The 24,459-nt window shown below is 63.7% G+C and carries 24 protein-coding genes and 2 tRNA genes; 9 read left to right on the top strand and 17 right to left on the bottom strand.

All coding sequences use genetic code 11. The features are described from left to right. Positions 1 to 15 precede the first annotated feature (15 nt). Complete coding sequence (gene prsR / locus ACNOHI_RS09480) at positions 16 to 1,368, top strand: PEP-CTERM-box response regulator transcription factor (RefSeq protein WP_420474422.1); 1,353 nt, start codon at positions 16 to 18, stop codon at positions 1,366 to 1,368. Here prsR and ACNOHI_RS09475 read toward each other — a convergent pair. Then, positions 1,361 to 2,143 carry a YdcF family protein gene (locus ACNOHI_RS09475; protein ID WP_420474421.1) on the bottom strand — a complete coding sequence of 261 codons (783 nt, stop codon included), beginning with the start codon at positions 2,141 to 2,143 and terminating at the stop codon, positions 1,361 to 1,363. The two genes, prsR and ACNOHI_RS09475, sit on opposite strands and share 8 nt — an antisense overlap. Positions 2,144 to 2,345: 202 nt before the next feature. On the opposite strand from ACNOHI_RS09475, the gene ACNOHI_RS09470 reads away from it, so the two are divergent. Then, on the top strand, positions 2,346 to 2,603 hold the full coding sequence (locus ACNOHI_RS09470; RefSeq protein ID WP_420474420.1) for a hypothetical protein: 258 nt from the start codon (positions 2,346 to 2,348) through the stop codon (positions 2,601 to 2,603). Between the two features lie 40 nt (positions 2,604 to 2,643). Here ACNOHI_RS09470 and ACNOHI_RS09465 read toward each other — a convergent pair whose 3' ends face one another. From ACNOHI_RS09465 to ACNOHI_RS09445, 5 genes are all read right to left on the bottom strand, one after another. Continuing rightward, positions 2,644 to 4,569 carry a CHASE2 domain-containing protein gene (locus ACNOHI_RS09465; RefSeq protein WP_420474419.1) on the bottom strand — a complete coding sequence of 642 codons (1,926 nt, stop codon included), beginning with the start codon at positions 4,567 to 4,569 and terminating at the stop codon, positions 2,644 to 2,646. Positions 4,570 to 4,573: 4 nt separating this feature from the next. Beyond that, a complete protein-coding gene (locus tag ACNOHI_RS09460; protein WP_420474418.1) occupies positions 4,574 to 8,362 on the bottom strand; it encodes a tetratricopeptide repeat protein in 3,789 nt (1,262 codons plus the stop codon). 102 nt (positions 8,363 to 8,464) lie between these two features. Continuing rightward, entirely contained in the window at positions 8,465 to 10,657 is a 2,193-nt protein-coding gene (locus tag ACNOHI_RS09455) for a putative bifunctional diguanylate cyclase/phosphodiesterase (RefSeq protein WP_420474417.1), read from the bottom strand. Continuing rightward, positions 10,657 to 11,808 carry an FIST signal transduction protein gene (locus ACNOHI_RS09450; RefSeq protein WP_420474416.1) on the bottom strand — a complete coding sequence of 384 codons (1,152 nt, stop codon included), beginning with the start codon at positions 11,806 to 11,808 and terminating at the stop codon, positions 10,657 to 10,659. The genes ACNOHI_RS09455 and ACNOHI_RS09450 overlap by 1 nt, the downstream gene beginning before the upstream one ends. A 92-nt stretch (positions 11,809 to 11,900) precedes the next feature. After that, positions 11,901 to 11,976, bottom strand: a tRNA-Arg gene (locus ACNOHI_RS09445). A 238-nt stretch (positions 11,977 to 12,214) separates the two neighbouring features. Between ACNOHI_RS09445 and ACNOHI_RS09440 the strand changes: the two genes are divergently transcribed. After that, a complete protein-coding gene (locus tag ACNOHI_RS09440) occupies positions 12,215 to 13,069 on the top strand; it encodes a c-type cytochrome (RefSeq protein WP_420474415.1) in 855 nt (284 codons plus the stop codon). 64 nt (positions 13,070 to 13,133) lie between these two features. Here ACNOHI_RS09440 and ACNOHI_RS09435 read toward each other — a convergent pair whose 3' ends face one another. The 5 genes from ACNOHI_RS09435 to ACNOHI_RS09415 form a co-directional block, all read right to left on the bottom strand. Further along, on the bottom strand, positions 13,134 to 13,865 hold the full coding sequence (locus ACNOHI_RS09435) for an OmpA family protein (protein ID WP_420474414.1): 732 nt from the start codon (positions 13,863 to 13,865) through the stop codon (positions 13,134 to 13,136). A 74-nt stretch (positions 13,866 to 13,939) separates the two neighbouring features. Next, positions 13,940 to 14,314 (bottom strand): hypothetical protein, encoded by a 375-nt coding sequence (locus tag ACNOHI_RS09430; protein ID WP_420474413.1) that lies wholly within the window; start codon positions 14,312 to 14,314, stop codon positions 13,940 to 13,942. Between the two features lie 8 nt (positions 14,315 to 14,322). Continuing rightward, a complete protein-coding gene (locus ACNOHI_RS09425) occupies positions 14,323 to 14,721 on the bottom strand; it encodes a phage holin family protein (RefSeq protein WP_420474412.1) in 399 nt (132 codons plus the stop codon). Further along, the gene (locus ACNOHI_RS09420; RefSeq protein WP_420474411.1) at positions 14,721 to 15,023 is read right to left on the bottom strand and encodes a DUF883 family protein; all 303 of its coding nucleotides are present in this window, start codon (positions 15,021 to 15,023) and stop codon (positions 14,721 to 14,723) included. Before ACNOHI_RS09420 ends, ACNOHI_RS09425 begins: the two co-directional genes overlap by 1 nt. A gap of 192 nt (positions 15,024 to 15,215) precedes the next feature. After that, positions 15,216 to 15,758 (bottom strand): hypothetical protein, encoded by a 543-nt coding sequence (locus tag ACNOHI_RS09415; RefSeq protein WP_420474410.1) that lies wholly within the window; start codon positions 15,756 to 15,758, stop codon positions 15,216 to 15,218. Positions 15,759 to 15,899: 141 nt separating this feature from the next. Here ACNOHI_RS09415 and ACNOHI_RS09410 point away from each other — a divergent pair, with 141 nt between their 5' ends. Then, positions 15,900 to 16,268: a hypothetical protein gene (locus ACNOHI_RS09410; RefSeq protein WP_420474409.1), complete on the top strand. Its 369-nt coding sequence runs from the start codon at positions 15,900 to 15,902 to the stop codon at positions 16,266 to 16,268. 3 nt (positions 16,269 to 16,271) lie between these two features. Beyond that, a complete protein-coding gene (locus ACNOHI_RS09405; RefSeq protein WP_420474408.1) occupies positions 16,272 to 17,018 on the top strand; it encodes a hypothetical protein in 747 nt (248 codons plus the stop codon). A 184-nt stretch (positions 17,019 to 17,202) separates the two neighbouring features. Here ACNOHI_RS09405 and ACNOHI_RS09400 read toward each other — a convergent pair whose 3' ends face one another. Continuing rightward, positions 17,203 to 17,697 carry a hypothetical protein gene (locus tag ACNOHI_RS09400; protein WP_420474407.1) on the bottom strand — a complete coding sequence of 165 codons (495 nt, stop codon included), beginning with the start codon at positions 17,695 to 17,697 and terminating at the stop codon, positions 17,203 to 17,205. A 132-nt stretch (positions 17,698 to 17,829) separates the two neighbouring features. Between ACNOHI_RS09400 and ACNOHI_RS09395 the strand changes: the two genes are divergently transcribed. After that, positions 17,830 to 18,393, top strand: a complete 564-nt coding sequence (locus tag ACNOHI_RS09395; RefSeq protein ID WP_420474406.1) for an SRPBCC family protein — start codon at positions 17,830 to 17,832, stop codon at positions 18,391 to 18,393. On the opposite strand, the gene pip is transcribed toward ACNOHI_RS09395, so the two are convergent. Then, positions 18,390 to 19,349 (bottom strand): prolyl aminopeptidase, encoded by a 960-nt coding sequence (gene pip / locus ACNOHI_RS09390; RefSeq protein ID WP_420474405.1) that lies wholly within the window; start codon positions 19,347 to 19,349, stop codon positions 18,390 to 18,392. The two genes, ACNOHI_RS09395 and pip, sit on opposite strands and share 4 nt — an antisense overlap. 118 nt (positions 19,350 to 19,467) lie before the next feature. Here pip and ACNOHI_RS09385 point away from each other — a divergent pair. After that, positions 19,468 to 19,544: transfer RNA gene (locus ACNOHI_RS09385), tRNA-Asp, on the top strand. A 71-nt stretch (positions 19,545 to 19,615) separates the two neighbouring features. Here ACNOHI_RS09385 and ACNOHI_RS09380 read toward each other — a convergent pair. The 3 genes from ACNOHI_RS09380 to ACNOHI_RS09370 form a co-directional block, all read right to left on the bottom strand. Beyond that, positions 19,616 to 20,527, bottom strand: coding sequence for a recombination-associated protein RdgC (locus ACNOHI_RS09380; RefSeq protein ID WP_420474404.1), 912 nt, complete (start codon positions 20,525 to 20,527; stop codon positions 19,616 to 19,618). 67 nt (positions 20,528 to 20,594) lie between these two features. Next, a complete protein-coding gene (dinB, locus tag ACNOHI_RS09375; RefSeq protein WP_420474887.1) occupies positions 20,595 to 21,617 on the bottom strand; it encodes a DNA polymerase IV in 1,023 nt (340 codons plus the stop codon). A 184-nt stretch (positions 21,618 to 21,801) separates the two neighbouring features. Then, positions 21,802 to 22,266, bottom strand: a complete 465-nt coding sequence (locus ACNOHI_RS09370) for a hypothetical protein (protein ID WP_420474403.1) — start codon at positions 22,264 to 22,266, stop codon at positions 21,802 to 21,804. Positions 22,267 to 22,587: 321 nt separating this feature from the next. On the opposite strand from ACNOHI_RS09370, the gene ACNOHI_RS09365 reads away from it, so the two are divergent. Further along, the gene (locus ACNOHI_RS09365) at positions 22,588 to 22,989 is read left to right on the top strand and encodes a hypothetical protein (RefSeq protein ID WP_420474402.1); all 402 of its coding nucleotides are present in this window, start codon (positions 22,588 to 22,590) and stop codon (positions 22,987 to 22,989) included. A gap of 12 nt (positions 22,990 to 23,001) precedes the next feature. Next, positions 23,002 to 23,901: an NAD(P)/FAD-dependent oxidoreductase gene (locus ACNOHI_RS09360; RefSeq protein WP_420474401.1), complete on the top strand. Its 900-nt coding sequence runs from the start codon at positions 23,002 to 23,004 to the stop codon at positions 23,899 to 23,901. On the opposite strand, the gene ACNOHI_RS09355 is transcribed toward ACNOHI_RS09360, so the two are convergent. Further along, positions 23,902 to 24,324, bottom strand: coding sequence for a flagellar basal body-associated FliL family protein (locus ACNOHI_RS09355; protein ID WP_420474400.1), 423 nt, complete (start codon positions 24,322 to 24,324; stop codon positions 23,902 to 23,904). It lies immediately after the preceding gene. Positions 24,325 to 24,459 lie beyond the last annotated feature (135 nt).

The following is a 24,459-nucleotide window of genomic DNA, read 5'->3' as shown; positions in this document are numbered from 1 at the left end:
AAGCAGAGGACTACCGTGAGCCAGGATAAGAAGAAATTGCTGATTGTCGAAGACGATGCCGGACTGCAGAAGCAGTTGCGCTGGAGCTTGGACGCGTATGAGGTGCTGACAGCGAGCGATCGCGAGAGTGCGTTGGCGCAGTTGCGGCGCCACGAGCCCGCGGTGATCACCATGGACCTTGGCCTGCCGCCGGATCCGGACGGCGCCACCGAAGGCCTGGCGCTGCTGCAGCAGATCCTTGCGCTCGCGCCGGAGACCAAGGTCATCGTCCTGACGGGAAACCAGGATCATGCCAATGCGGTGCAGGCCATCGCGATGGGTGCTTACGACTTCCATCAGAAGCCGGTCGATCCGGCAGTGCTGAACCTGATTGTCGAGCGCGCCTTCTACCTGCATGGACTGCAGCAGGAAAACCGATGGCTGCAGATGAACCGCGTGGAATCGCCTCTGGGCGGCATCATCACGCGTGATCCGGGCATGCTCAAGGTCTGCCGCAACGTCGAGAAGGTCGCACCGAGTTCCGCGACAGTCATGCTGCTGGGCAACAGCGGCACCGGCAAGGAAGTGCTGGCGCGCTCCCTGCACCAGCTCAGCCCCCGCAGCAGCAAGCGTTTCATGGCGATCAACTGCGCGGCCATCCCCGAGAACCTGCTGGAAAGCGAATTGTTCGGCTACGAGAAAGGCGCATTCACAGGAGCGGTCAAGCAGACATTGGGCAAGATCGAGCTGGCCTCCGGCGGCACCTTTTTCCTCGACGAAGTCGGCGACCTTCCGATGGCCCTTCAAGCCAAGCTGTTGCGCTTCCTTCAGGAGCGCGTGGTGGAGCGCATTGGCGGACGGGCGGAAATTCCCGTCGACGTCCGCGTTGTCTGCGCAACGCATCAGAACCTGAAGGAAATGGTGACCGCGGGGCGGTTCCGTGAAGACTTGTACTACCGCTTGAGCGAGATCGTAATCATGATCCCGTCGCTGCATGAGCGAATCGGTGACGCCGCCCTGCTGGCACATCATTTCAAGAACAAGTTCTGTTCGCAGGAGGGACGCTCCTCGTTGAATTTCAGCGAGGATGCGCTGTCCCGTATCGAGAGCTATGCGTGGCCGGGCAATGTGCGTGAAATGGAAAACAGCATCAAGCGCGCGGTCATCATGGCCGACGGACCGCAGATCACGGCGGAAGACCTGGGCCTGGCCGCGTCGTCCGAACCGGACGAGCCGCTGAACCTGCGCCAGGTGCGGGACGAGGCCGGGCACAAGGCGTTGATCAAGGCGCTTGCCCGGGTCGACGGCAATGCCGTGAAGGCGGCCGAATTGCTGGGGATCAGCCGGCCGACCCTCTATGACCTGATGAACAAGTACGGCATCAAGTAGGCGGCCTGCCTATGGAATTCCGGGCGGCGTACCAGGCCAGCCCGATCCATTCGTACATGGCGTAGTACGACCGGCGCAGGTTCTCAGCGCTGGGCAGCAGCATCATCGGGGACAGCGTCCCGCCGCCGAGGAATACGGTCGGCGCGGCAATCACCTCCATGCCATGGCGCTCGAATTCGATGACGGAGCGCGGCATGTGCATGGCATCCGTCACGAGAAGAATGCGGCGGAGATTTTCCTTTTCCAGGATGCGCGCGGAGAACGCGGCGTTTTGCGCGGTGTTGGCCGATGCCGTTTCCAACCACCGCACGGGAACGGCGAATTCTTCCCGCAAGGCGCGCTCCATCGCCAGGGCCTTGGATTTGTAGCGCCCGTCTTCCGTTCCGTTCCCTCCGGAGACCAATATCGGCAATCCCGTTGCGCGATGCAGGCGAGCAGCGTAGCGCAGCCGCGCCAACGCGATGTAATCCGGCTGTTCGTCCCCGCCATACTCCGGCGCATCCTCGACACGACCGGCGGCGAGTACGACGATTGCCTGTGCGCCGCTGTCCTTTGCGCCAGTAAACGGACGCGTGCGGCCTTCCAGCGGTGTCACCAGCGCAGTCGCACCGAAGCCGGTGCACAGCACGTAAAGCGCCGCGACGGCGCCTCCAGCGAAGAGACGTCCAAGCCGCGGGTGGCGGCTCCACAACATAAGCCCAAGCGCCAGCAGCACAAACAGGCTGGCGGGGGGCAGGATCATTTCGCGCAGCAAAGCCTGCAAATCGGTCGTCATTCCGTCATCTTCTGTTGTTGCATTGGCACTGATTGCCCTACTTGTGAAGAGGCCATCTTGAGCAGAGTCAACGAATTTTCAATAAAATGTATTGCTGCATAGCAAAATTTTCATTTCCTTGATGCAAATCTAGCTGGGAACTTTGTCACCCTGCATACAATCCAACCATTGCCGAAACGTATTTCTTTTGGAAGGGTGTTATATGGATATTAACGCCGCTTATATTTCTGCGGAGCCCCAGATTGTGGGCGGACGGGTCGGGATCGTTATGGGCCTGTTCGTTTTTGCCTGCGTCTACATTGCGCTGCTGTTCCAGCTCGGCTGGATCGCCGGCATTGCAATTGGCTGGCTGCCGTCCGCACTCGCTGGCTGGGTCACGGCACTCGGATGCGACACGGCAATCTCGCACCTGTTGCGTGTAGCGCCGGTCCCGCAATCGGCGTCGTCCACCGAGGGCTAAGAATTCGGCATCGGCTGTGCCCGCCGGGACCAGCTGTGCATTATTTTGCATCCAGGGTAAACGCGCCGTCCCAATCCTCCTCTGGCGCCTGCCCCCGCCCTCCCTCGATGCGTTCGAGGTACAAGGACGCCAGTGAATCCGACGGATTCGCTTCCAGCACCTTCCTCCACAAGCGTTCAGATTCATCCCAGGCGCGCGTCCGCCAGGCGGCAATCGCGGCATCGTTGCCCTCCGGTGCTTCCTCCAGCGTGTAGACCTCGACCGCTTCGCTTTTTCCTTTCAACCTGACCCTGTCCATGTGCCTGAGCGGCAAGCGTCCGCGCAAGGCGTCGGCTGTTGCGCCGCTCACCAGGATTCCCGTGCCGTAGACCTTGTTCGCGCCTTCCAGGCGGGCCGCAAGATTGACGCTGTCGCCGATGGCGGTGTAATCGAAGCGCTCGGTCGACCCCATGTTGCCCACCACCGCCATGCCCGTGTGCACACCGATGCGCATGGACAGCTCGGCCATGCCTTTGCGGCGCAGCGCGTCGTTGACGGCCCGCATCGCCTGCTGCATCTTCAGCGCGGCTTCGCACGCGTGGAGGGCATGGTCAGGATCATCGAGCGGCGCATTCCAGAAGGCCATCACCGCGTCACCGATGAACTTGTCGAGCGTGCCGTTCTGCCCGATCACGATGGCGCCCATTTCGGTCAGGTAGAAATTCATGATCTCGGCCACCTCTTCCGGATCCAGCTTTTCGGAGATGGAGGTGAAACCGGCGAGATCGGAGAACAGCAGCGTGACTTCGCGCCGTTCGCCGCCGAGGCGCAGGCGTTCGGGCTGGGCCAGCATCTGTTCGATGACCGCGGGCGACACGTAATGTCCGAACGCGCGCCGCACTTCCGCGCGCTTGCGCCGCTCCTCGAGGAAAGCGGCCGCGCCGCTGCCCAGCCAGGTTACGAAAATACCGGCGAGCGGCGCAAACACCGGCCACCAGCGGTTGGCGAAGGCGAACAGCGCCCACGACGCCCCTGCCGTGCCCCCTGCCAGCAGCGCCAGCAGCAGGCCTGCCCGTGCCGGACTCCAGCGGCGGAAGGCGCAAAAGGATGCGAGCGCGAGCAAGGCCAGCAATGCCAGTTTCAGCATCGGATCGAGTTCTGCGATCACGCGCTTGTGCATCGCGGCGTCGATCACGTTGGCGTTGATTTCCACACCCGGCATGAAGCGCCGGTTTTGCCAGGCATACGGCGTGCAATACAGGTCGATGCCGAGCTGGGACGCGTTGTCGAGAACCATGCCGACCAACACGATACGGTCCTTGAAGAAGCCGCGGGGCAGGAATTCCTTCGGATTCAGGGCCTGGTAGTAAGAGACGTAGGAAAAGCTTTTCGCCGGACCGGCATAGCGGATCATCGGTTGCCGCGGCAGCTGTGCGGGGTCGACGTGGATGCCCGCGGTGTCCAGCACTGCCCGGCCGAAGGCGTTGTCGAACGCGGGGAAACGCCGGATGCAGGCACCCGACAGCGGCACCTTGGCGACCCCGGTGGCCGCGCCGGCATCCAGCAGCGAGCGCAACGGCAGGATCTCGCGCTGCTGGTCGATGTAGCCGTCGCTGCGCTGCTCCCATTCGGCTGCCAGCACCACATTGCCGGCACGGCGAATGGCGTCGGCGAGCGCGGTGTCGGCTTGCGGCGTGGAGGGCTCGAGGAAGAGCACGTCCAGCGCGATCACCTTGGCGCCCTCTTCCTTCAGGCGGTCGATCAACGCGCCATGCATGCTGCGCGGCCACGGCCACTGGCGCTGGAATTCGGCGAAACTGGGTTCGTCGATGCCGACGATGGTGATCGGACTGTCCGCTGTGCCGGGCGAGGTCATGATGGTCAGCCAATCGAAGTTGTTTTCCTCGATGCGTTCCCACCACGGCGTGAGCGCCAGCACGCCGAGCACCACCCAGGCGAGGAGGCCGAGCCCGAGACGAAGGATCACGGCATCAGCTCCGGTATTCGAGGGCTAGCAGCACGGTCCGGCCGCTGCCCGCATAATCGCGTGCCACCCGGTACTTGCGGTCGAACAGGTTGTTGACGGTGAAGGTCAGCGACCAGTTCTTCGGTGCCGGCATCCAGTTGACCGAGGCATTCGTCAGCCAGTAAGCGGGCAGTTGCACCGTGTTGGCCAGGTCGGCCTGCGCGGTGCCGGTATAGACCTGCGACAGGTTCATGCGTACGTGCGAAGGATGGACCCAGGCAGCATTCAGGGTGAAGGTCCTGTCGGGCAGCAGCGGCAGCTTCTTCCCTTCATCGGCGGCATCGCGGTTGCGCGAGCGCGTCTGGCGCAGCGCGGCCGACATTCCCCAACGCTCGCCGATCCACAGGTTGACGCCCGCACTAGCACGGTAGATATCCGCACGGCCCGCCGACAAGTCGTCGAACGGGTCGAGTGAGGTCATCGAGAAGCGATCGATCTCCTGTCGATCCAGCCGGAAGAAGGTGAAGGCGCGCTCATTCCACTCGCTGTCCCATTGCAGCTGGGTGGCGGCACTGGTGCCGCTGACATAGGCATCGGGAACGCTGAGACCGACGGTGGTCATCGGGGCCAGCGGACCGGTGAGCGGCAGTCGCGACTGCTTCTGGTACGCCATGCGCAACCATTGGCGGTCCGTCGGCGTCCACGCAAGGCCGACTTGCGGATGCAGTCGGTTGGTGCTGCGCAGGCCGTTATCGGCATGTTCCATCTTGAGGCCGGATTCCAGCAGCAGGTTCTTGTGCGCCTGCCAGCGCAGGTTGCCGTAGGCCAGCCCGCCGCCGATGGACGTGGCCGCGCTTTCCGCCTGCGCCGTGGAGGATCCAAAGGGGAAGAATACCGCCGCGGTCGCCGGATCGAGCGGGACGGCGGTATGCGTCTGCGGGATGAGTGCCATGTCCTGGAAGAGAAGCATCGCTTCGGCCTGCGCCTGCGCGCCGGACCGCACCACGCCAGCCCGCTGGCGCGCCCACGCCCATTCCGCGCCAACTGCGGCTTGCGCGTCACCCACGTCGAACATGCGCTTGACCTGCAACTGCTTCACGGTGGAGAGCGTATGGCGGCGCATCGTTGTGTTGGCATCGACCGAGGCCGGCAATGTGTCGGGCAGAGCCGTCACGCCAGGCAACGCCACGCCGACCGTATAGATCGGCACGCTCGGATCAAAGGTCGCGTCGTACAGGCCCTGCCGGTAGAATGCGCGCGCCTGGTCGAGGCCAAACTCGCTGACAAGGGACAAATCCAGCGGCGAGAGATTCGCGCCTCCCGCGTCGGCATTGGCGTAGCGGCTGCGGTCGCGCGCGGCATAGGCCATGAGGAGCAATTCATCCCGGAAGCCCAGTCGCTTGTGCAGGCCCAGGTGGCCATTGAAGTTGGTCGTGGCGGAGCGGTCGTCTGCATCAGGCAGGGAGATCGCTCCTGGCATCCCGGTCTTGCTGCGCGTCGCATTCAAGCGCAGCACGACGCCGGTGTCCGGATCGACGATGCCGCCTAGGCCCACGCCCAGGCTTTCTTCCTTCGCATCGCCGTTGCTACGCGCGCCGGGATCGTAGGATCGTGTCCCCGTCACCAGGTAGGAAAGCGATTGCAGCGGACCAACGTCGCGCATGAAGCCCATGGACGTCAGCGACTGGTTGCTCGCGACATTGCCGCGTTGCGCCGTAAGGCCGGCGCCGATGATGAAGTCATTGCGCGGACGGCGCGGACCGAATTCGGCAAAGCGCGGCGCATAACTGAATGCTGTCGGATCGAGCAGCAAGCCTTGCATCAGGCTGCCCAGGCGGGCGTTCTCCGATTCGTATTCGGACTGCACTGAAAAATGGCTGTTGGCCCAGTACGGGTTGTAGGCGCGCTGAGACAGGGTGTCGGCCCAGTGGTTCAAGCCGAGATTGCTGTACGCGACGGACAGGCCGGAATTGCCCGTCTGGCTGTTCTGGATGCCGTTGACCGTCACCTCACCATTGCGGAGATAGGTGTCGAATGCCTTGCGTGCATAGCGAACGGCATCACCGGCCTGGCTCTGGTCCTGCGCGGTCAGGCTCTTGAGCAGGTAGGGAACCGGATCGTTGTTGTCGTAGCGGATGGCCGTGTCGAGCGTCTTGTCGGCGGCGTCGAAGCGTTCGTCGCGCAGGTAGGCGATGGCCAGCAGTGTCTGCGCTTCTGACAGGCCGGGGTTGAGCAGCACGGCGCGCAGCAGCCACTCCAGCGCCTCTTCATTCTTGCCGCGCCCGAGTGCGATCATGCCCATGCCTTCATAGCCGGTGGCAAGCGAGGGATGCAGGTCGATCACGCGCCGCAGCAGCGGCTCGGCTTCGCTGAAGCGTTCTTGCGTGATGTACAGCAGCGCAAGATTGGCGTGGAATTCGGGTCCGGAAGGCTGAATCGCCATCGCCCTGCGGAAGGCGCGTTCCGCCTTGTGATGGTCGCCGAGATCCATCGCGGCGAGGCCGAGGTCATTCCACAGTTGCGGCTCGTTGGGCGCAATCTCGAGCGCCTTTTCGGCGCGGTCGCTCGCGCGTTGCAGGTCCGGGCGCATGCTCATGTGGAACAGCGCATCGAGATGCATCACGGTGGCGTGCAATGGATCGATTTTTTCCGCGGCGTCGAGGGCATTGCGTGCCTTTTCGGTGTCGCCCAGCAGCATGTGCAGGTACGCGAGCAGGATGTGGAAGCGCACCTCCTGCGGAAAGCGCTGCAGGCCCGCTTCGGCGACAGGAATGGCCTCCTCCTGCCTGCCGTGGAACGACAAGCGCCAGGTGCGGGCCAGCGCGACTTCGGGATAATCGCCGAACTCCCGCTCGATCCGGTCCAGTGCAGCGCTGGCGGCCGCAAACTCGCGCTGGCGAATCAGCACGCTGTACTCGGCCATGTGCTTAGCCATCCGCTCGCGCTGCCCTTGCGGCTCGGACTGGCGCAGGAAAGCGGCGGCTTCGTCGGGGTGTTCGTCGTACAGCGCCAGCAGTGCGTCGAACAGTGCCGTGCGCGCGGGCGGTTCGCCTGCGGCACGCGCCTCGTCCAGCAAGCGGCGCATCTCGTCGATCTCCGTCAGGTCAAAGGCACGCGCGATGCGCTGCAACAGCGTCTCGGCACCGCCCTTGGGATTGCGCAGCGCGGTGGCACGCTCGCCGGTCAGCGAAATGATGTCCAGCCAGCTGGCCGACACTTGCCACTGCGCCTGGTCCTTGGGCTGGATGATGTAATGCTTGAGCGGCGGCTTTCCCTTTTCTGCGTAGGCAGTCTCTCCGCGTTCGACCAGCACTTCGCCGAATTCGTTGTAGAAGCGGACCTGGCCGGAGAGCACGGTCAGGGTGGCGGCCCCATTCTCATCCGCCGTTAGCGACCAATCCGTGCCGCGCACGGAGACCGTGGCGGACGGCGTTTCGATGCTCAGGCCGGCAGGGATGGTTTTCGCCCGCATCCACACCCCTCCGCGCTCAAGCCCGAGGCGTGTTTCGCCGTCGCTGCGGCGGCCGATGTTGCGGACCTGGAGGTTGGTATTGGCGTGGACGCGGATCTGGGTCTCGTCGCGAAACAGGATGCCCATCGCGCCGTAGGGTCCGGTGCGCAGGTTGTCGCCCTCGGCCAGCCATTGCTTGACGTCGAGCTTCCGCCAGCCCGGCTGCTCAACGGGATTGAGTTGTTCGTCGCCCTTGTTGGTGACGACCTGGCCCACGGTATCGAGCCTGCGCGTAAGGACGTCGGCCTGCGCCGACAGCGCGACGGAGCAGGCAAGCGCCGCCGCACAGCCGAGTTTGGACACTGTTCTCTCCCTGCGGGTCCGTCTGGTGCGGCCCTGCGTGTGTGACGCGATGTGGACGCGCCTCGAGGGAGTGTAAACCGGAATGTCGAAAACTGCAGCTTGTCATGCCCCGGGGAAGAGAGTGCGCTTCGTTGCACCGGTCCCCAGCTTGACCGCAATATCGTCGAGGACCGACAGCAGGGCGGTCGCGGTGCCCGACAGATCATGCAGCCAGGCGACGCGCAGCGTCGAATTGTGGGCATCCTTGCGGATTGCCTTTGCATGGAGCCGTTCAATCAGCAAGAGGGATTCTCGCACCTGCGGCGCCACGCTGACCTCGGACAGGACGGTGCGCAGCCAGGTGTCAAGCGCGGCTGTCTCAAGCGCGGGCAGCGGCAGGCCGGGATCTTCACGTCCCATGATGGCTTCCACCTGCTCGCGCCACTGCCGGATACGGTAGCGATGGTGCAGCAACGTGTGCAGGAGTGGATGCCACGACAGGCCCGCCGCGCGCGTCCATTCTGTCGGGGGACGGTACGACCGTGCCCATGCGGGCACCGCCTCCGGCGCAAGCGCCCGGCTGATGCCGAACCCCTGACCCGCATGACATCCCATGCACACCAGCAGCATGCCGTGCTCCGGATCCTCCACGCCTTCCGCGACGAGGTCGCGGCCGAACACATCGGCGATCCGCACGATGGCCTGAATGATCGCGGGGTCCTCGGACAGCAGGAACAGGTTGCGCACGAATACCTGGTCGATCTTGATGGTCGACGCGGGCAGCTGATGCAGATAGGCGAGCGAGGAATAGCCGGTGCCAAAATCATCCAGCGCAAAGCGGACACCAAGGGCGGCGCATTGCTGCATGATGCCGCGCACGTGGCCGAGATCGCCGAGGAAGGAGGATTCGAGGATTTCGATTTCGAGGTCGCCCGGCCTCGCATCCGGTACATCATCGAGCGCGCGCTGCACGCGCAGCGGAAAATCGGGCAGCAGAAGATGCCGGCCCGCGATGTTGACGCTGACACAGGTCTCGAGGCCCATGGTCCGCCATGCCACGACCTGGCGCAATGCCTCACGCATGCTCCACTCGCCCAGGCGCACGATGAAGTCGCTGTTTTCGACGGCGGGCAGAAACTCCGGCACCGGGACGATACCGCGTTCAGGATGATGCCAGCGCAGGAGCGCCTCGAAACCGAGGATGGTGCCGCTGGCAAGCTCCACCTTTGGCTGGTAGAAAAGCCGCAGCTCGCGATTTTCCATCGCGTTCTTCAGGCGGTCGAGAAGTTCGCGGCGCGTGTGGGTGCGCTTGTCCTGCTCCGCGTCGAACAGGCGGAAGTAGCCGCGCGCCTCCTGCTTGGCCTGGTGCAACGCCATCTGCGCATGGCGAGCGAGCGTGTCGCCATCCTCGGAATCGGGCGGCATCACCGCCACGCCGGCGGAAAAGGTGAGTTCGAGTGGTTCTCCATCCACCTCCAGCGGCATGCGGTTGATCTGCAACAGGCGCACGACGCGCTCGTCGACATCGTCCCATCCCGCCAGGTCCGGCCAGAGCAGGCAGAACTCGTCTCCGGAAAGACGCGCTGCGACCTCCCCCTCGCGCAACTGGGCGCCGAGCTTCCTGGCGAGCGCCAACAGGATGCGGTTGCCAAGATCGCTGCCGCGCTTTTCATTGACATGCCGGAAGTCGTCAATATCGAGGTGCACGAGCGCCACCCAGCGGCCCGACGCGCGGGCGTCGATCGATGCCTGGCGCAAGGCATTGGCGAACAGGATGGCATTGGGCAGACCGGTCAGGGGATCGTAATACGCGGTCTGCTCGACACGCTCGCGTACCTGCTGCTCGTGGCTGCGGCACAGGGTCAGGGAGCGGCCAAGACCGGCGAGGACGGGCGAAAACAATTCCGGCAGGGACACCCTTGTCGCAGGCGCGGCCGTCGCCAGCAGCAGAATCACGCCATCACCGGGCACGGGCAGCCGCAGCGCAAAGCGGTGCGGCTTGCGGGGATTGAGCCGCGCCAGCAATTCCGGGGCGTCGAGGAGCGCCGGCGGCCCCTCTACCAGCGCCGCCGGCACCTCCAGCGTCTCACCGCGCCGGCGCACCAGGTCATAGTCGCCGATGGCAAGATGCAGGCGGACGGTCCCTTCCTTGGCGCGCTCCGGCTTGTCGAACCACAGGCCGACCGGAAAGCCCGTGTGGTACATCAGGCGCTGAAGGGTTCGCACCATCAAGGGCTCCACCGCCACCTCGCCTCCGATGGTCAACGCGAGGTCATAGAGAATTGCCAGCGCATGCTGGTCGCCCGCCGCGTGCATTACCCGCCTCCTCCCCAGGGAATACCGACCAGGGTAGCGTTATGAAACAGTGGATAGCCACCACAGCCTGATTCACCTATCTCGCCCAGCGAAAGCGCGCCGTACAGGTGAGGCTGGCCCGTCCGGCGGGCGAGGTCGGCGAGCTCCTGCCGCATCCCCTGCTCGCCCATATGCATGCGGCGTCCGGCGCAATAGAAGGTCAGGAGATTGTGCGCGCCGCGGCTAGCCGTTCCGGCCAGGTCTTCCGCCAGCAGCACCGGCGCGCGACCGGCTCCGCTGCGCGCATCGAGCAGCAACAGCACCGAATTGGGCGGGATTTCGCCAACGCAAAAGATGCCCCCGGCGTCGTCCAATGCGACAGGGATGCGAACCAGCACCGTGCCGTCGGCACGCAGAATGCCGAACGGGAAATGCACGGCATAGCTGTAGAAATTGTCGCGGTCGATCGCCACACCGTATTGGGCGGCCATGGTTTCGCGGTACATCTCGAGCGCAGGCCGCCAGTCGATCTGCACCACGCGGTTTCCCGTGGCGGACGTCGCGGTCGTCACCTGCTCCGGGACATCGAAGCCATGCGCCAGTGCCGCGCCGGTGTGGCCGGGCAAGAGCTGCAGCAGCACGCCGCCGGCAATGCATCGCGTGTTATCGAAGAGGCAGTCGATGGGGACGAAGCGCTCGCTGCCTGCATTCACGCCGGCGTAATGCACGCGGTCGGCCAGCGCGAGGTACCAGGCGTCGAGGTGGGTCGCAATATTGGGGATCAGGGCGTCGAAGATGCAGAACAGGGTTGCCTCCTGTTCGCTCTCGCCGAGCAGCTCGTCGATGAAACCGGCGAGGCGTTCTGCCAGACGCTCCACCGCCTCCGGCCGCGACACATCCTCAACCAGCAGTGGCGCCGGCGCGCCGACGAGGGGCAGCAGGATCGCGCCGTTCTGCACGCCGCCCGTTTCCAGGACGAGTGCCGGGAAGATCGCGCCCGCCAGGCCGATGCCTGCCTGCATGCAGGCGTGCTGCAGGAGGGGGACGGCTGCAGCCTCTGCCTCGGGAAGCAGGGCAAGCACGGAAAAAGCCGGGAATGTCTCCCGCCAGCGTGCGACGGTTTCATCGACGGCGGACGCCGTGAGCGATTCCAGATAGCGCGGCGATTGCATGATCACCTTGCCTGTTCGAGTTGTCTCCAGGCCATTTTCCCACCGTCAATGACAGGCGCATACCTGTGGGAATCAAGGAAATCGAAGATTGATGGCGCGGCTGGCGGGGATCGAACCCACGACCCTTGGCTTCGGAGGCCAATACTCTATCCACTGAGCTACAGCCGCGTAGAGACGCCACCCGGGACCGGGCGACGGCGAAGAGGCATGAAGGATACCGGTTTTCCGTCTGGTCGTCCATGCGGGCCGGTCAAGAAGCATGCCTGACGCTGTCCCGGCCCATGCGCATCCCTGCATTTTCCGACTATAATCAAGGGTTTTGCGAGGTATTGCGCCGCATCATTGCAGGTTCCAGGCCCACCTTACCTCCGCCCACCGATTTTCAAAAAAATGCTTTGAGGGAAAAATGAGCGACGCACACAACCATCACGAAACCGCGATCAAGACGCCGAAGCAGCTGATCGCCGCAGTAGCGGCCGGCTTCCTGGTGCCGATCATCTGTATCGTCCTGCTCGTGCAGTACGTGGCCAATGCCGACAAGGTCGGCGCCGGCTCTGACGGCATGAGCTCGGAAGCGGTTGCGACCCGCCTCCGTCCGGTGGCCGACGAAGGCTACACCCTGAAGGATTCCAACGCACCGAAGCAGCTCCAGGCGGGCGACGCCGTGTACAAGGCGGTTTGCGCAGCCTGCCACGACACCGGCGCTGCCGGCGCACCGAAGTTTGGCGACAACGGTGCTTGGGCCGCGCGTATCGGCAAGGGACAGAGCACCCTGGTGGGCAATGCGATCAAGGGCATTAACGCGATGCCGGCCAAGGGTGGCAATCCGGATCTGGACGATGTCGAAGTCGAACGCGCCGTCGTCTACATGGCCAACAAGTCGGGCGGCAACCTGAAGGAACCGGCAGCGAAGGCTGCTGCTGCCCCGGCGGCTGCACCGGCACCGGCCGCAGCCGCTCCTGCCGCTGCGCCGGCAGCTGCTGCTCCCGCTGCTGCCGCCCCCGCGGCCAAAGCCGACGGCAAGAAGATCTTCGATGCGGCCTGCGCTGCATGCCACGGCGCGGGTGTCGCCGGTGCGCCGAAGGTCGGCGACAAGGCCGCTTGGGCACCGCGCATCAAGCAGGGCAACGACACGCTGTACACGCACGCGATCAAGGGCTTCCAGGGTAAGGCTGGCATGATGCCGGCGAAGGGTGGTTCTTCCGCCTCGGATGACGAAGTCAAGGCAGCGGTCGATTACATGGTCTCCGCTTCCAAGTAATCCGCCTCGACGCCACGAAAAAGCCGACCGCAAGGTCGGCTTTTTTTATGCCCGCTTGTCTCGCTTACTGGCCGGAGCTGCGGTACACCGGCTGGCTGGTGACGGGCTGTGGCTGCTGTACCGGCTGGGGCGCCTGCGCGGTGGCCTGCTGTTCCGCGACGAAGATCTCGACACGGCGGTTTCGCGCCCGGTTGGCGTCGGTATTGTTCGAGGCGACCGGCTCGTGCGAACCGCGGCCGTCGATACTGATGCGGTTGGATGCCACGCCGCGCGATACCAGGTAGTCGCGTGTTTCCGCGGCACGGTTGACCGACAGCGGGTTGTTGATTGCGTCGCCGCCGGTGCTGTCGGTATGGCCAATGATGTTGACCCGCGCATAGGGGTTCGACACGAGGCCGTCGGCGAACCGGTCGAGGACAGGACGGAAGTTCGGCTTGATGTCGCTGCGGTTGGTGTCGAAGGAGATGTCACTCGGAATGTCGAGTTTCAACCGGTTGTCGGCGGTCTGCGTGACCTGCACGCCAGTCCCCTGCGTGGCCTGTTCCATCTGGCGCTTCTGCTGCTCCATGCGGCTGGACCAGATGTTGCCAGCGACTGCGCCGACCGCGCCGCCGAGGGCCGCCCCTGTCGCGGCGCGGCGTCCGCCACCCGGGCCAGTCGCAGCGCCAAGGACTGCGCCGATACCGGCGCCTACACCGGCACCGGTTGCGGTGCCGCGCTGGACTTCATTCATGTTCGCGCAACCGCCGAGCGCGACGATTGCGGCAAGCGTGCCTGCAGTAAGTCGTTTGCGCATGATGCTGTTCCTCTACCTGTGGAAACGGTAGTTGGACACAGCGCGAATAGGCGAGTTCGTGCGGTTACAAAACGTTAATCTTGCATCGCATCATCGGCAGGTTGCGGCGTCGCCTTTTTTCTTCTCGACATGAGGGCAACGACGCCGGCCGCCGTACCGGCGACTGCGGCACCGCGAACGATGGTCTTGAGGAGGGACTTGCGTTTCGAGAGCGCCGAGATGGTGCCCATGACGAGGGGAAGCACGGTCTGCAGGTTCACGCCTGGCAGCCCGCCGATATTGCCGCGACGGAAAGCGCCGATCAGTGCTCCGGCCGCCTGGTGCAGCACGCTGCGCGCAAGGGTATCGGGGCGCAGGCTGTCTTCGGCACTCTGCTTGGCGAGCAGGATTTCGGCCCGGTAGATGGCGCCCTGTGCGATGAGTTGTCGTTTGCGGTCTTCGCGGTTCATGCCGGCTCCTACATCAACGCGTCGCGGTCCTTGCGCAGCTCGGCCATGGTCGCGGGCATGGCAAGCTTGTCCTGCGCGAGGTAACCGCGCGCATGGCGCAGGATGGCAATGGCCAGCAGCGTGTAGACGATGGCGATGACAAGCAGGATTTTCCATCCCATCGTGTCCCACGCGAGGACCACGACCAGCGCCGTCCAGCTGCCGAGGGCGAACAGGATGGCGACGATGCCGAGTGCGCCAACGAACAGAAGGCGCGCGAGGTTGTCGCGGACTTCGCCCAGTTCCAGCGCTGCCAGCTCGATCCTGCTGACGAGCAGGCCGATCGCGTTCCTGGCGATGCCCGCCAGTCCGGCGACGAGGCCCGGCCGCTCGCCGGCGCCTTCGTCGCCTGCGTGCTGTTGCTCCATCAGCGGCGTGAAATCAACATGCCGACGACGAGGCCGATGCCGGCGGCGATGCCGACAGCCTTCCACGGGTGCTCATGCACGAATTCGTCGGTGGAATGCGCGGCGGCCTTGCCTTTCTCGACGGCGATGGCTTGCACTTCATGCGCCTTTTCCATTGCGGTGTCGAGCAGCGCCAGACCTCTGGCACGCAGTTCGTCCGCCTTCTCGCCGCTGGCGAGGCTCGCTTCGCGTAGAAGGTCCTGCGCGTCCTTGACCAGGGTCTTCATGTCATTGCGTACGGTTTTGATGTTATTTGCCAGCATGATGTACTCCCTTGAAAATTGGCCGAAACGTGTATCGGCGCGTGTGCTTTTTCGCTCCGTGCGAGCGACGTTTTATTGTCTATTTATCTCAGGTAATGTGCGAAATGTAAAGCTTCGCCATCAAGCGTTTCCATGCCTGGAGTGAGCGGCTGGATCTTCTTGACGCAGATCACGCGGCGGCATGTGACTTCTTCAGACGCTGTCGCGCAACTCCGCAATGCCTTCGATGCTGCCGATGCTGATCGTGACCGCCTTGTTGACAAGCGCGGGCTGGGTGGGACGCCATGCGAAGAGCCATTCTTTCTCGGCGGCGCGCTGGCGCGGCTTCGAGAAGACGTCGCCGAGGGGACTGGGGACGCCGTAGGATATTGCCGCATCGATGCCGGCCCAGCTCGGCAAAAGCCGTTGTGCCGCGCGGTGGATGCGCTCACCGAACTGTTCGGCATCATGGATGACCAGGCAGCAATCGGCATTCGAAAGCTGTGCGGGATCAAAGGCGCTGGCGAGACTCAGTGTGAGGAAACCCGACGCGGCGCGTTCGCCGAAAGGCAGGATCTGGCCGACGCCGCCTTGGACGGCCGGTGGCTCGAGGCGGAATTCGCCGAACTGCAGGGCGCGTTCCAGTTCGGCTCGGCCGGCGCAGCGATAGAGTTTTGCCGGACGCTTGAAAGCGCTGGCGGGCATGCGGGATGTGGCTGAAGACATGGTGAGAATCGAAAGGAGGGATGCGGTCATTTAAACAGATTCGCGCGACGGCGACAAACGCGGCCGACGGCGTGCAACGAAACGTTACAGATTCCTTCTGCCGATTTCGTTGTCTTCCATTATCATGCAGGAAGCACCGGTGTTCCGGGGCAACTTCAGATAGGAGCTAACATGAATCGCACTTTCGTCAACATCGCCGCCCTGCTGCTGGCATCCGTTGCCGCCGGCGCGAATGCCACCAACGTCAGCGTGAGCGTGGGGGGCGAAGTCGCTCCCGGCGTGTACGGCCGGGTAGACATCGGCAACGCGCCGCCGCCCGTGCTCTACGCGCAGCCCATGATCATCACCCGCCCGGTGCGCCCGGTCGCGGTCCAGCCGGTCTACATGCACGTCCCGCCGGGACACGCCAAGAACTGGGGCAAGCACTGCCACAAGTACAATGCCTGCGCGCAGCCGGTTTACTTCGTGAGGTCTGCCGAATACGACCAGCCGGGCAACCATGGCCACGGTAAGGGCAAGGGAAAACACAAGCACGACTAAGAAGTGCGCCTGACGGACAACAAAAAAGCGGCCTGCAGGCCGCTTTTTCATTGGTGCTGCGCGACAGCTTACTTGCTGGTGCCGGTATCGGTGCCAGAGCTACCGGTGCTGCCGGAGGCGCTGCCGCCGCCGCTGGTGGCGCCGCTTGCGCCGCTCGATGCGCTCGGCGAAGACGAACCGGAAGACTTGGCCTTCTTGGCTTTCTTGGACTTCTTCTTGGCCTTGGCCTTGGGCTTGGTGTCAGCCGTAGCGTCGCTTGCACCGGACGTGGACGTGCCGGACGTCGCGGAGGGAGAGCTGCTGCCGGTCGAGGAGCTGCCCGTGGCGTTGGGTGAGCTTGACGAACCCGAGGTCGCGCCAGTGGAGCCGCTGCCCGAGGTTGAAGGCGACGAGCCGGAAGCGCTGCTGCCGGTGCTGCCCGATGCGCCAGAGGAGCTGTCGCTGGTGCCGGATGCGCTCGAGCCGGTGCTGCCGCTCGCGCCCGAGGTGCCGGATGAGGACGAACCAGGCATCGGGGTGTTGGACGGCACGGAGCTGGAGGTACCGCTGCCGCCCGCCATGCCGGCATCACTGCCGGTACCTGCGCCTGTCGCGCCAGTTGCGCTCTGCGACTTGGTGGTGGACGATGGGCTTGTTGCGCTGCTGCTGCCCGTCTGCGCCAAGGCGATGGATGACACCGATGCCACCACGACCAGCGAGAGCGAGCGAAGAGTGTTTTTTAACGTCATGAGTTGCTCCTTTATAAATTAGGATAAAGGCATCATCGATGCAGCAGCTTGGATGCAAACGCCAGCATCCTTGTTCAGCGGTTTTCACGCCGCGCTGCGGCAATTGACGTTAAAGATTTTTCAAGTGACTGAATTTAAAGACTTTTTGACAATGTAAGATTGTGTAACCCGTTTTCCTGGCGAAGTGTCGTCGGGCATTGCCGGACTCACTGGTCCATCTGGGGTTGCGCAATGGTGCGGAGCTGGAAGCGGCCATCGTTGTTGAAAAGCCAGGTCTCCGATAATTCAAGCTGGCCGCGGCGCAGCAGGTGCGACGCCGGCTTGGGGAAAGGCGCGGAATTGCGCAGCGTGGCAAGCGCGGTAGATTCGGTTTCACTGTCGCGGTTGGAGCGCATGATTTCGCTGCGCACGAGGTTGCCCCGCCCGTCAATCGCGTAACGCAGCACTACGACCGAGCGCAGCAGGGCTTGCGGCCTGCCTGGGTACACCTTGTTCGCGTTCACCTGCGAAATGCGCAAGGCAAGGTCACGCTTGTAGCCGTCCACTGAACTGGCGCTCGACGACTGCGCCTCCGGCGCTTCGGTTTTCCTTTCCGCGCGCGACGGCCTGTCCGGGACCGGGCTGACGGGCGTTTCGGCGGGACGGGACGCACATCCGGCAATAACACCGGCGGCAAGCAGGATGGCGATGCGGATTTTCATGGCGGCGTTGCAGGCGGACAAGGACTCACTTCAACATAGTTCACGCAGGCGAATGCCCGAAAGCAATCTTACGGGGCGTTACAAATTCGCGCCGCGCCTTGCAAATCGGATCATGCCTTCTAAGCTGCACTTATGCAGCAAGCAGTTTTCCTGCTTTTACTCCTCGTCATTCCTGCCATGCACGCGCAAGAACGCCTCCGCCATGATTCGATCCACGCCAATGCAACCCGTGTCGTCCGCAACGGCGAACCATTCTTTGAAGTGAAGGCCGTCGGCGTCGTCCGTGCGACGCCGCAGCAGGCGTGGGTCGTGCTGACAGACTACGACCGCCTGCCGGAATTCATTCCCGACCTGCTGACCGTCAAGGTACTGTCGCGCAGCGGGAATACCGTCCGCATCGAGCAGCGCAGCAGCGCCGGTTTCCTGTTCGTGTGGCATACCATCCGCATGGAGCTGAACGTCGAGGAGAGCCCGTCGTCAGCAATCCATGTCACGCTGGTCGACGGCGACATGCATCGCTACGACACGCACTGGACAATGGAACCGCTGGCTCAAGGCACGCGCATCACCTTTAGCGGCGTCATGGAACCGCGATTTCCCGTGCCGCCGCTTGTCGGTGCCGCCATTGTGGAAGCCAACCTGAAACGCACCGTCGAAGCGGTTGTCGCCGAAATCGAGCGACGCACCGCACACTAGAAGCGTCGTTCCGTCTTGAATTTTTCCGTCGCCGCGACAAGCGCTGCGGCAATGCCCGGTTCGTAACCCGAGTGCCCGGCGTCGTCGATCACGCGCATCACGGCTTCCGGCCACGCGTCATGCAGGCGGAACGCCGAGAGTGGCGGGCAGACGACGTCGTAACGCCCCTGCACGATGATGGCCGGCAGATGGCGAATGCGGTCGACGTTGCGAATGAGCTCGTCTTCGCCGAAGAATCCCTTGTTCAGGAAATAATGCGCCTCGAGACGTCCGACGCCGATGCTGATCTTGTCCGAACTGAAATCCGCGATCGCGTCCGGATCCGGTCGCAGGAAGAGGCAGCGTCCTTCATAGCGGCTCCAGCGCCGCGCCGCCGGCACATAGACGGCAGGATCGTCGGCGAACAGCCGCTTCGCGTACGCCTGCAACAGGTCGCCACGCTCGTCGGGCGGGATATCCGCGACAAACTCGTCGTGCACTTCCGGGAAAAACCAGCGGATGCCATGGAGGAACCAGTCGATCTCGGCCGGCGTACAAAGGAAAATGCCGCGCAGGACGAAGCCCGTGCAGCGTTCCGGGTGCGCCTGTCCGTAGGCCAGCGCAAGGGTTGAGCCCCAGGAGCCGCCGAAGACGAGCCATGCGCGAATGCCGAGCATGTCGCGGAGGCGTTCGATATCGTCGATCAGCAGTTGCGTGGTGTTGTTGCGGTATTCACCCAAGGGTGTCGACTTGCCGGCGCCGCGCTGGTCGAACAGCACGATGCGGTAATGCGCGGGGTCGAAGAAGCAGCGGTGCCGCGGCGACAGGCCGCCGCCGGGGCCGCCATGCAAGAACAGCACGGGTTCGCCGTCCGGGTTGCCGCATTCTTCCCAGTACAGCGTGTGGATGTCGTCCACGGGGAGCATGCCGGTGCGGTTGGGCTCGATCAGGGGGAACAGGGGCAGGTCGTTCATCATGATGACGTCCATTGTATCCAAGGCGCGCGACATTTTTCGGGCGGGTGTAGCCAGATCCAAAAATTTCCTGTAGACTTCAGGCCCTTCAGACGTGGTGACACACGTCAAGCAGTTTCCTGGAGCGGTAGTTCAGTCGGTTAGAATACCGGCCTGTCACGCCGGGGGTCGCGGGTTCGAGTCCCGTCCGCTCCGCCAAAATGAAAAAGACGAACCTTCGGGTTCGTCTTTTTTTTCGCCCGCCCGGTTTGCACCGGGCAGCCTTTCAATTACGCAGCCTTCTTCTGCTGCTCTTCCCCGCCCAGCGCTTCCACCAGTTCGGAGATCATCTTCGCCAGCTCGCCGGTCATCAGCGCGAAGTCGGTGTCGAAACGTTCGTCCTCATTCTGCGTGCTCGAATCGGCATTTTCCTTGAGCACGTCCAGCGGCGCGACGCGCTTCACCGCCAGCGTCTCGGTCAGCACGAAGGACACGCGGTCGGCCCAGGTCATCGCCAGGCGCGTGCACTGCTTGCCGCCGGCAATGTGGCGACGCACATCGTCCGGCTCCAGCGTGTGCCGCACGTAACGCACGGTGGCCTTGCCCTCGCCCGTCGAGCGCAGTTCGGTGTCCTGGTCGACGGTGAAGCCGGCAGGCGCTTCGTCGGCCACCAGCCAGTCGGTCATCGCGGACAGCGGCGAACGCTCGGTGCGCAGCACGGCGAACGGCAGGCTCTCCAGCGACTTGAGCAGGATCTTGAACACTTCGTCGGCCTTCGATGCGCCGGCGGCGTCGATCACCAGCCAGCCATTGACGGGATCGATCCACACGCGGGTGCTGCGCTGGATGCTGAATGCGCGCGGCAGCAGTTCGTCGGTGACTTGCTCCTTCAATTCCTTCATCTGCTTGCGGCCCGGCTTGAAGCCCTGCTGCTCTTCCATTTCGACAGCACGGGCCTTGGTGACCTGGTTGATTACGGTCGACGGCAACAGCTTCTTTTCGGTGCCAAGCTGCAGCAGCATCTGGCGGTTGACGGTGTGGACCAGCATACCGTTGTCACGCGGCGAAACCCAACCTTGCGTTTGCATGTCGAGGCTGGAGCACGGCGCGAAAGCCTGGGGAGCGAGGGCCGCTTCGAGTTGTTCGGACGACAGCGTCCATGGAGCGGTGAGACGATAGATCTGGAGATTCTTGAACCACATGATGCGCGCCTGATAAAAACGGAGGCGCCATTTTACCCGTCGGCATCCCCACCGTCAGTTGCAAATTTCACGCATCGGGCACTGTTGCTTCTTCAACAAACAGGCCGAGCTGGTGGAAGTCGTCTTCCTCTTCCAGCCGCACGCCGACGCCGAGCAGGCGCACCGCGCGATCACCGCGCTTGTGCGCGGTTTCCAGCAGCTTGCGGCAGGCCGCTTCGTCGATGAGGGTGCTCACGCATTCCGCTGTCGTGCGCCGGAAATCGGCAAAGCGAATTTTCACAAACAGCTTGTGGATGTTGCGTTCGGCCTGGGCGCGATGCACCCGCTGGCGCAGGAGTTCGATCAGCGGTTCCAGCTCGCGCCGGCAGGCATCGAGGTCGGGCAAGTCGGTGACATAGGTTTCCTCGACGCTGACCGATTTCCGTTCGCGGCTGGGGCTAACGTGGCGGCGGTCAATGCCACGGCACAGTCCGTAGAGGCTGCCGCCGAACTTGCCGAAGTGCTGCTGCAGGTGCGGCAGCGTCCACTCCCGCAGGTCACCACAGGTAAACGCACCGAGCTTCTTGAGCTTCATCGCCGTGACCTTGCCGACGCCGAACAGCTTGTCGACCGGCAGCGCGGCGACGAAGTCCTCCACCTCTTTCGGTCGAATCACGAACTGTCCGTTGGGCTTGTTCCAGTCGCTGGCGATCTTGGCGAGGAATTTGTTGGGCGCGATACCGGCGGAGGCGGTGATGCCGACGGTGTCGAAAATGCGCTGGCGGATTTCCTGCGCGATGAGTGTGGCGCTGTTCTGGAAATGCGGGGAATCGGTGACGTCGAGATAGGCTTCGTCGAGCGACAGCGGTTCGACGAGGTCGGTGTAATCGCGGTAGATGGCGAGGATCTGCTTCGACGCGGTGCGGTACTTGTCCATCGCCGGCGGCATGACGATCAGGTCGGGGCAGCGCTGCAGCGCCTGCGACATCGCCATGGCGGAACGGATGCCGAACTTGCGCGCTTCGTAATTGCAGGTGGCGACCACGCCGCGCTGGTCGGGCCGGCCGCCTACCGCAAGCGGCTTCCCGCGCAACGAAGGATCGTCACGCATCTCGACGGCGGCATAGAAACAGTCGCAGTCGCAATGGATGACTTTGCGGATGGGGTCGGACACGTTGCGTTACGCCGCGGGGGTAGAGGGAAATTGCGCAGGCCTTCATTGTACTGGCGGAAGACCGTTCCCGCAGCGTAACGGAATGCAGGGCGCGCCGCCGCGGCGGCGCGGAAGCGAAACATTAACGGCCGGAGGAACCCATGCCGTCGACATTGCGCTGGACGCCAGGCTCATTGCGCGATGCCTTGAGCGCGGCGTTGGCTTCGCGCTTCTCTTCCTTGTATTCCTGCTTGGCGGCCTTCTTTTTGTCCTTGTAATCGGCCTTGGCCTGCTTGCGTGTCTCGCGGCGTTGCACGTACGGGTCGACCTGCGTACTTGCCGAAGGAGTGCTGGTGACGGTCGACGTCGTGCTTGCGCCTGCGGGTGCCGGCGTTGCGGCAGGCGTCGTAGTGGTCACGGCTGCGCCGCTGCCGGAAGCGGTGCTGCCGGTCGCGCTGGCGCCCGAGCTGTTGTCGACGGGGACAGGAACGGCGATGCCGGCTGCCGGCCCGGTCGTGGCAGTGGTAGAGGACGAGGTCTGGGCCTGTGCGACACCGGCCAGTGCGACGAGTGCGGAACCGAAAAGAATCTTGTGCAGTGTTGCCATCATCAACTCCTGATAGAAAGGGGACTCGGAGGCGCGCGCATGATCGTTGCCGCGCCGCGGAGAAAGCCCGTGATTCCCGGGATGCTGCGGCTTTCGTTACCGGACTGACAAGACGGATACGCGGGAAGTTCCGGATTTCGTGCATGCAGGCAAGCCTGAAACAATTGGAAACGATTGCCCTGTGTGGAGTCGCGTGATTATTTGCATGTCGACGTCAAATTTACACGCCCATCGTGTGCTTGCCTCTATGCGGCCCCCTTTGCCATGCGCGGCACGGATATTGCACCTCCGATCTTCCCCTGAATCATGAGGAGCAAGATCATGGCCACCAGCACCCTGGATCCCGACAATATTCCCGAACCCGACCGCCAGCTCGGCAAGGGACACGGCACGGATGCACTCGGACCGAGCGACATTTCGGATTCCGGCAGCGATGTGCAAGGCGGCACGCGCTGGATCGAGGAAGGCGACATCGGCCTCGACAAGGGCACAACGGAAGATCCCGACAGCGGACGCCGCCATGCGCGCACAGACAGTGACACCGACTCCCTCGGCACTGGTGAGCGCTCGACCGCGGGACTCGATTCCGATATCGAGGCGGGCTCGGACATCGATGTCGACCGCATCGACCAGATCGACGCCAGCGATGACATGGATCTCGATGAGCACGACATGCCTCCGCCGGATGCGCGCGAGCCCGGACGCCCGCAGCAGGGGCGCTAATCAGCGCGTGACATGGCCGTTCCGCTCGACTGCATCATCATCGGCGCCGGCGCGGCGGGCCTGACCGCGGCAACTTACCTGGCCCGCTTCCATCGCCGCTTCGCCATTCTCGATGGCGGCACCAGCCGGCTTCTTCTGGTGCCGACCTCGCATAACTATCCTGGTTACATCGGCGGCGTTCACGGGAAGGACTTGCTGGCGCGACTGCGCGCGCAGGTCGCGGAGTATGGCGTACAGGTGACGGCCGGTTCGGTAGACACCCTCGAACGCCTGCCTGACGGCAGCTTCCTTGCGCGCGCGACCACCGGGGAATGGCATGCGCAGACCGCAATCCTTGCCACCGGTGTCGTCGACGTGGAGCCGGAACTACAAGAGGTGAAGCAGGCGTTGGCGGAAGGACTCCTGCGCTACTGCCCGATCTGCGATGGCTTCGAGGCGAGCGGCCGCAAGGTGGCGGTGATTGGTCGCGGCAAGGGCGGACTCGGCGAGGCGCTGTTCGTGCGTCATTACACATCGGACATTACGCTGCTCTCCGTCAGGGGGGCAATCAAGCTCGACGACGAAGAACGATTGCGCATCGACCGCGCCGCGCTGCGCGTCGTGCATGTTCCTGTTGCGCGACTGAGCTATGGTGACGACGGACTGCGCGCGCATTACGCGGATGACACGCAGGAACGCTTCGACGTGATCTACGCGGCGCTCGGGACCATGGTCAATTCCGGCCTTGCGCTAGTGCTCGGTGCACGGGCAACGCCGGAGGGCTGCCTGTTGGTTGACGGGCACCAGCAGACATCGGTGGAGGGACTCTATGCCGCAGGCGACATCGTCGCGGGCTTGAACCAGATTACCGTTGCAATGGGACAGGCGGCCGTTGCCGCGACTGCCATTCACAACCGGCTGCGCATGTCATGATTACAGGTCGCCTTCCGACACAAGGAAGTCGGTGACCAGCACCTCCTGGATACGCTGCGACTGCAAGGTGGCATTGCCGACCTCGCGTACCTTTTCCTGCAAGGCCTGCAATCCGCCCGGTGCGCGCGCCGCGACGGGATCGGCCTCGAGCAGGGCCTTCTGCATGACCTGCTCCAGCAGGACCTTGTTCTTCGCCGCCCAGGCAGCGTCGGCAGCACTCGTGCGAATGGCGAACGATGCGCGCATGGAGTGGCCGTCGCGGCTGATGGCCACCGAAGGCAGCTTCAGGTAGGTGATGTCGCGCTCCTGCTTTTCCTTGTGCTGCAGATACAGCCAGGCGCCGCCGAAACCGATAGCGAGAACGGCGATCACGATCGCAATGACGTTCCGGAGGTTCTTTTCGCGCGCGGCATTTTTCGCCATGGTGCTTTCTCGGCAGGGAGCGGGGGGACAGGCCGCCATTTTACTGCGGCGGCATCGCAAGCCCGTCCAAAAGTAAGTGCGTTGTAAGCTGCCGGCAACAGAATGGCGATTCGGGCAATTCTGCCCGTTGTCATT

The sequence above is a fragment of the Noviherbaspirillum sp. ST9 genome, from assembly GCF_048799745.1.
Classification (GTDB): Bacteria; Pseudomonadota; Gammaproteobacteria; order Burkholderiales; family Burkholderiaceae_D; genus Noviherbaspirillum.
Note: the sequence above shows the minus strand (reverse complement) of the source record. Positions and strands in the feature narration are given on the sequence as shown.

What these genes read in the sequence shown, in the direction of transcription:
- ACNOHI_RS09475 (WP_420474421.1), bottom strand. Translation starts at nt 2,143, where the DNA reads ATGACGACCGATTTGCAGGCTTTGCTGCGCGAAATGATCCTGCCCCCC.
- ACNOHI_RS09470 (WP_420474420.1), top strand. Translation starts at nt 2,346, where the DNA reads ATGGATATTAACGCCGCTTATATTTCTGCGGAGCCCCAGATTGTGGGC.
- ACNOHI_RS09455 (WP_420474417.1), bottom strand. Translation starts at nt 10,657, where the DNA reads ATGCACGCGGCGGGCGACCAGCATGCGCTGGCAATTCTCTATGACCTC.
- ACNOHI_RS09450 (WP_420474416.1), bottom strand. Translation starts at nt 11,808, where the DNA reads ATGCAATCGCCGCGCTATCTGGAATCGCTCACGGCGTCCGCCGTCGAT.
- ACNOHI_RS09440 (WP_420474415.1), top strand. Translation starts at nt 12,215, where the DNA reads ATGAGCGACGCACACAACCATCACGAAACCGCGATCAAGACGCCGAAG.
- ACNOHI_RS09435 (WP_420474414.1), bottom strand. Translation starts at nt 13,865, where the DNA reads ATGCGCAAACGACTTACTGCAGGCACGCTTGCCGCAATCGTCGCGCTC.
- ACNOHI_RS09430 (WP_420474413.1), bottom strand. Translation starts at nt 14,314, where the DNA reads ATGAACCGCGAAGACCGCAAACGACAACTCATCGCACAGGGCGCCATC.
- ACNOHI_RS09425 (WP_420474412.1), bottom strand. Translation starts at nt 14,721, where the DNA reads ATGGAGCAACAGCACGCAGGCGACGAAGGCGCCGGCGAGCGGCCGGGC.
- ACNOHI_RS09420 (WP_420474411.1), bottom strand. Translation starts at nt 15,023, where the DNA reads ATGCTGGCAAATAACATCAAAACCGTACGCAATGACATGAAGACCCTG.
- ACNOHI_RS09415 (WP_420474410.1), bottom strand. Translation starts at nt 15,758, where the DNA reads ATGACCGCATCCCTCCTTTCGATTCTCACCATGTCTTCAGCCACATCC.
- ACNOHI_RS09410 (WP_420474409.1), top strand. Translation starts at nt 15,900, where the DNA reads ATGAATCGCACTTTCGTCAACATCGCCGCCCTGCTGCTGGCATCCGTT.
- ACNOHI_RS09400 (WP_420474407.1), bottom strand. Translation starts at nt 17,697, where the DNA reads ATGAAAATCCGCATCGCCATCCTGCTTGCCGCCGGTGTTATTGCCGGA.
- ACNOHI_RS09395 (WP_420474406.1), top strand. Translation starts at nt 17,830, where the DNA reads ATGCAGCAAGCAGTTTTCCTGCTTTTACTCCTCGTCATTCCTGCCATG.
- pip (WP_420474405.1), bottom strand. Translation starts at nt 19,349, where the DNA reads ATGATGAACGACCTGCCCCTGTTCCCCCTGATCGAGCCCAACCGCACC.
- ACNOHI_RS09380 (WP_420474404.1), bottom strand. Translation starts at nt 20,527, where the DNA reads ATGTGGTTCAAGAATCTCCAGATCTATCGTCTCACCGCTCCATGGACG.
- dinB (WP_420474887.1), bottom strand. Translation starts at nt 21,617, where the DNA reads ATGCGTGACGATCCTTCGTTGCGCGGGAAGCCGCTTGCGGTAGGCGGC.
- ACNOHI_RS09370 (WP_420474403.1), bottom strand. Translation starts at nt 22,266, where the DNA reads ATGGCAACACTGCACAAGATTCTTTTCGGTTCCGCACTCGTCGCACTG.
- ACNOHI_RS09365 (WP_420474402.1), top strand. Translation starts at nt 22,588, where the DNA reads ATGGCCACCAGCACCCTGGATCCCGACAATATTCCCGAACCCGACCGC.
- ACNOHI_RS09360 (WP_420474401.1), top strand. Translation starts at nt 23,002, where the DNA reads ATGGCCGTTCCGCTCGACTGCATCATCATCGGCGCCGGCGCGGCGGGC.
- ACNOHI_RS09355 (WP_420474400.1), bottom strand. Translation starts at nt 24,324, where the DNA reads ATGGCGAAAAATGCCGCGCGCGAAAAGAACCTCCGGAACGTCATTGCG.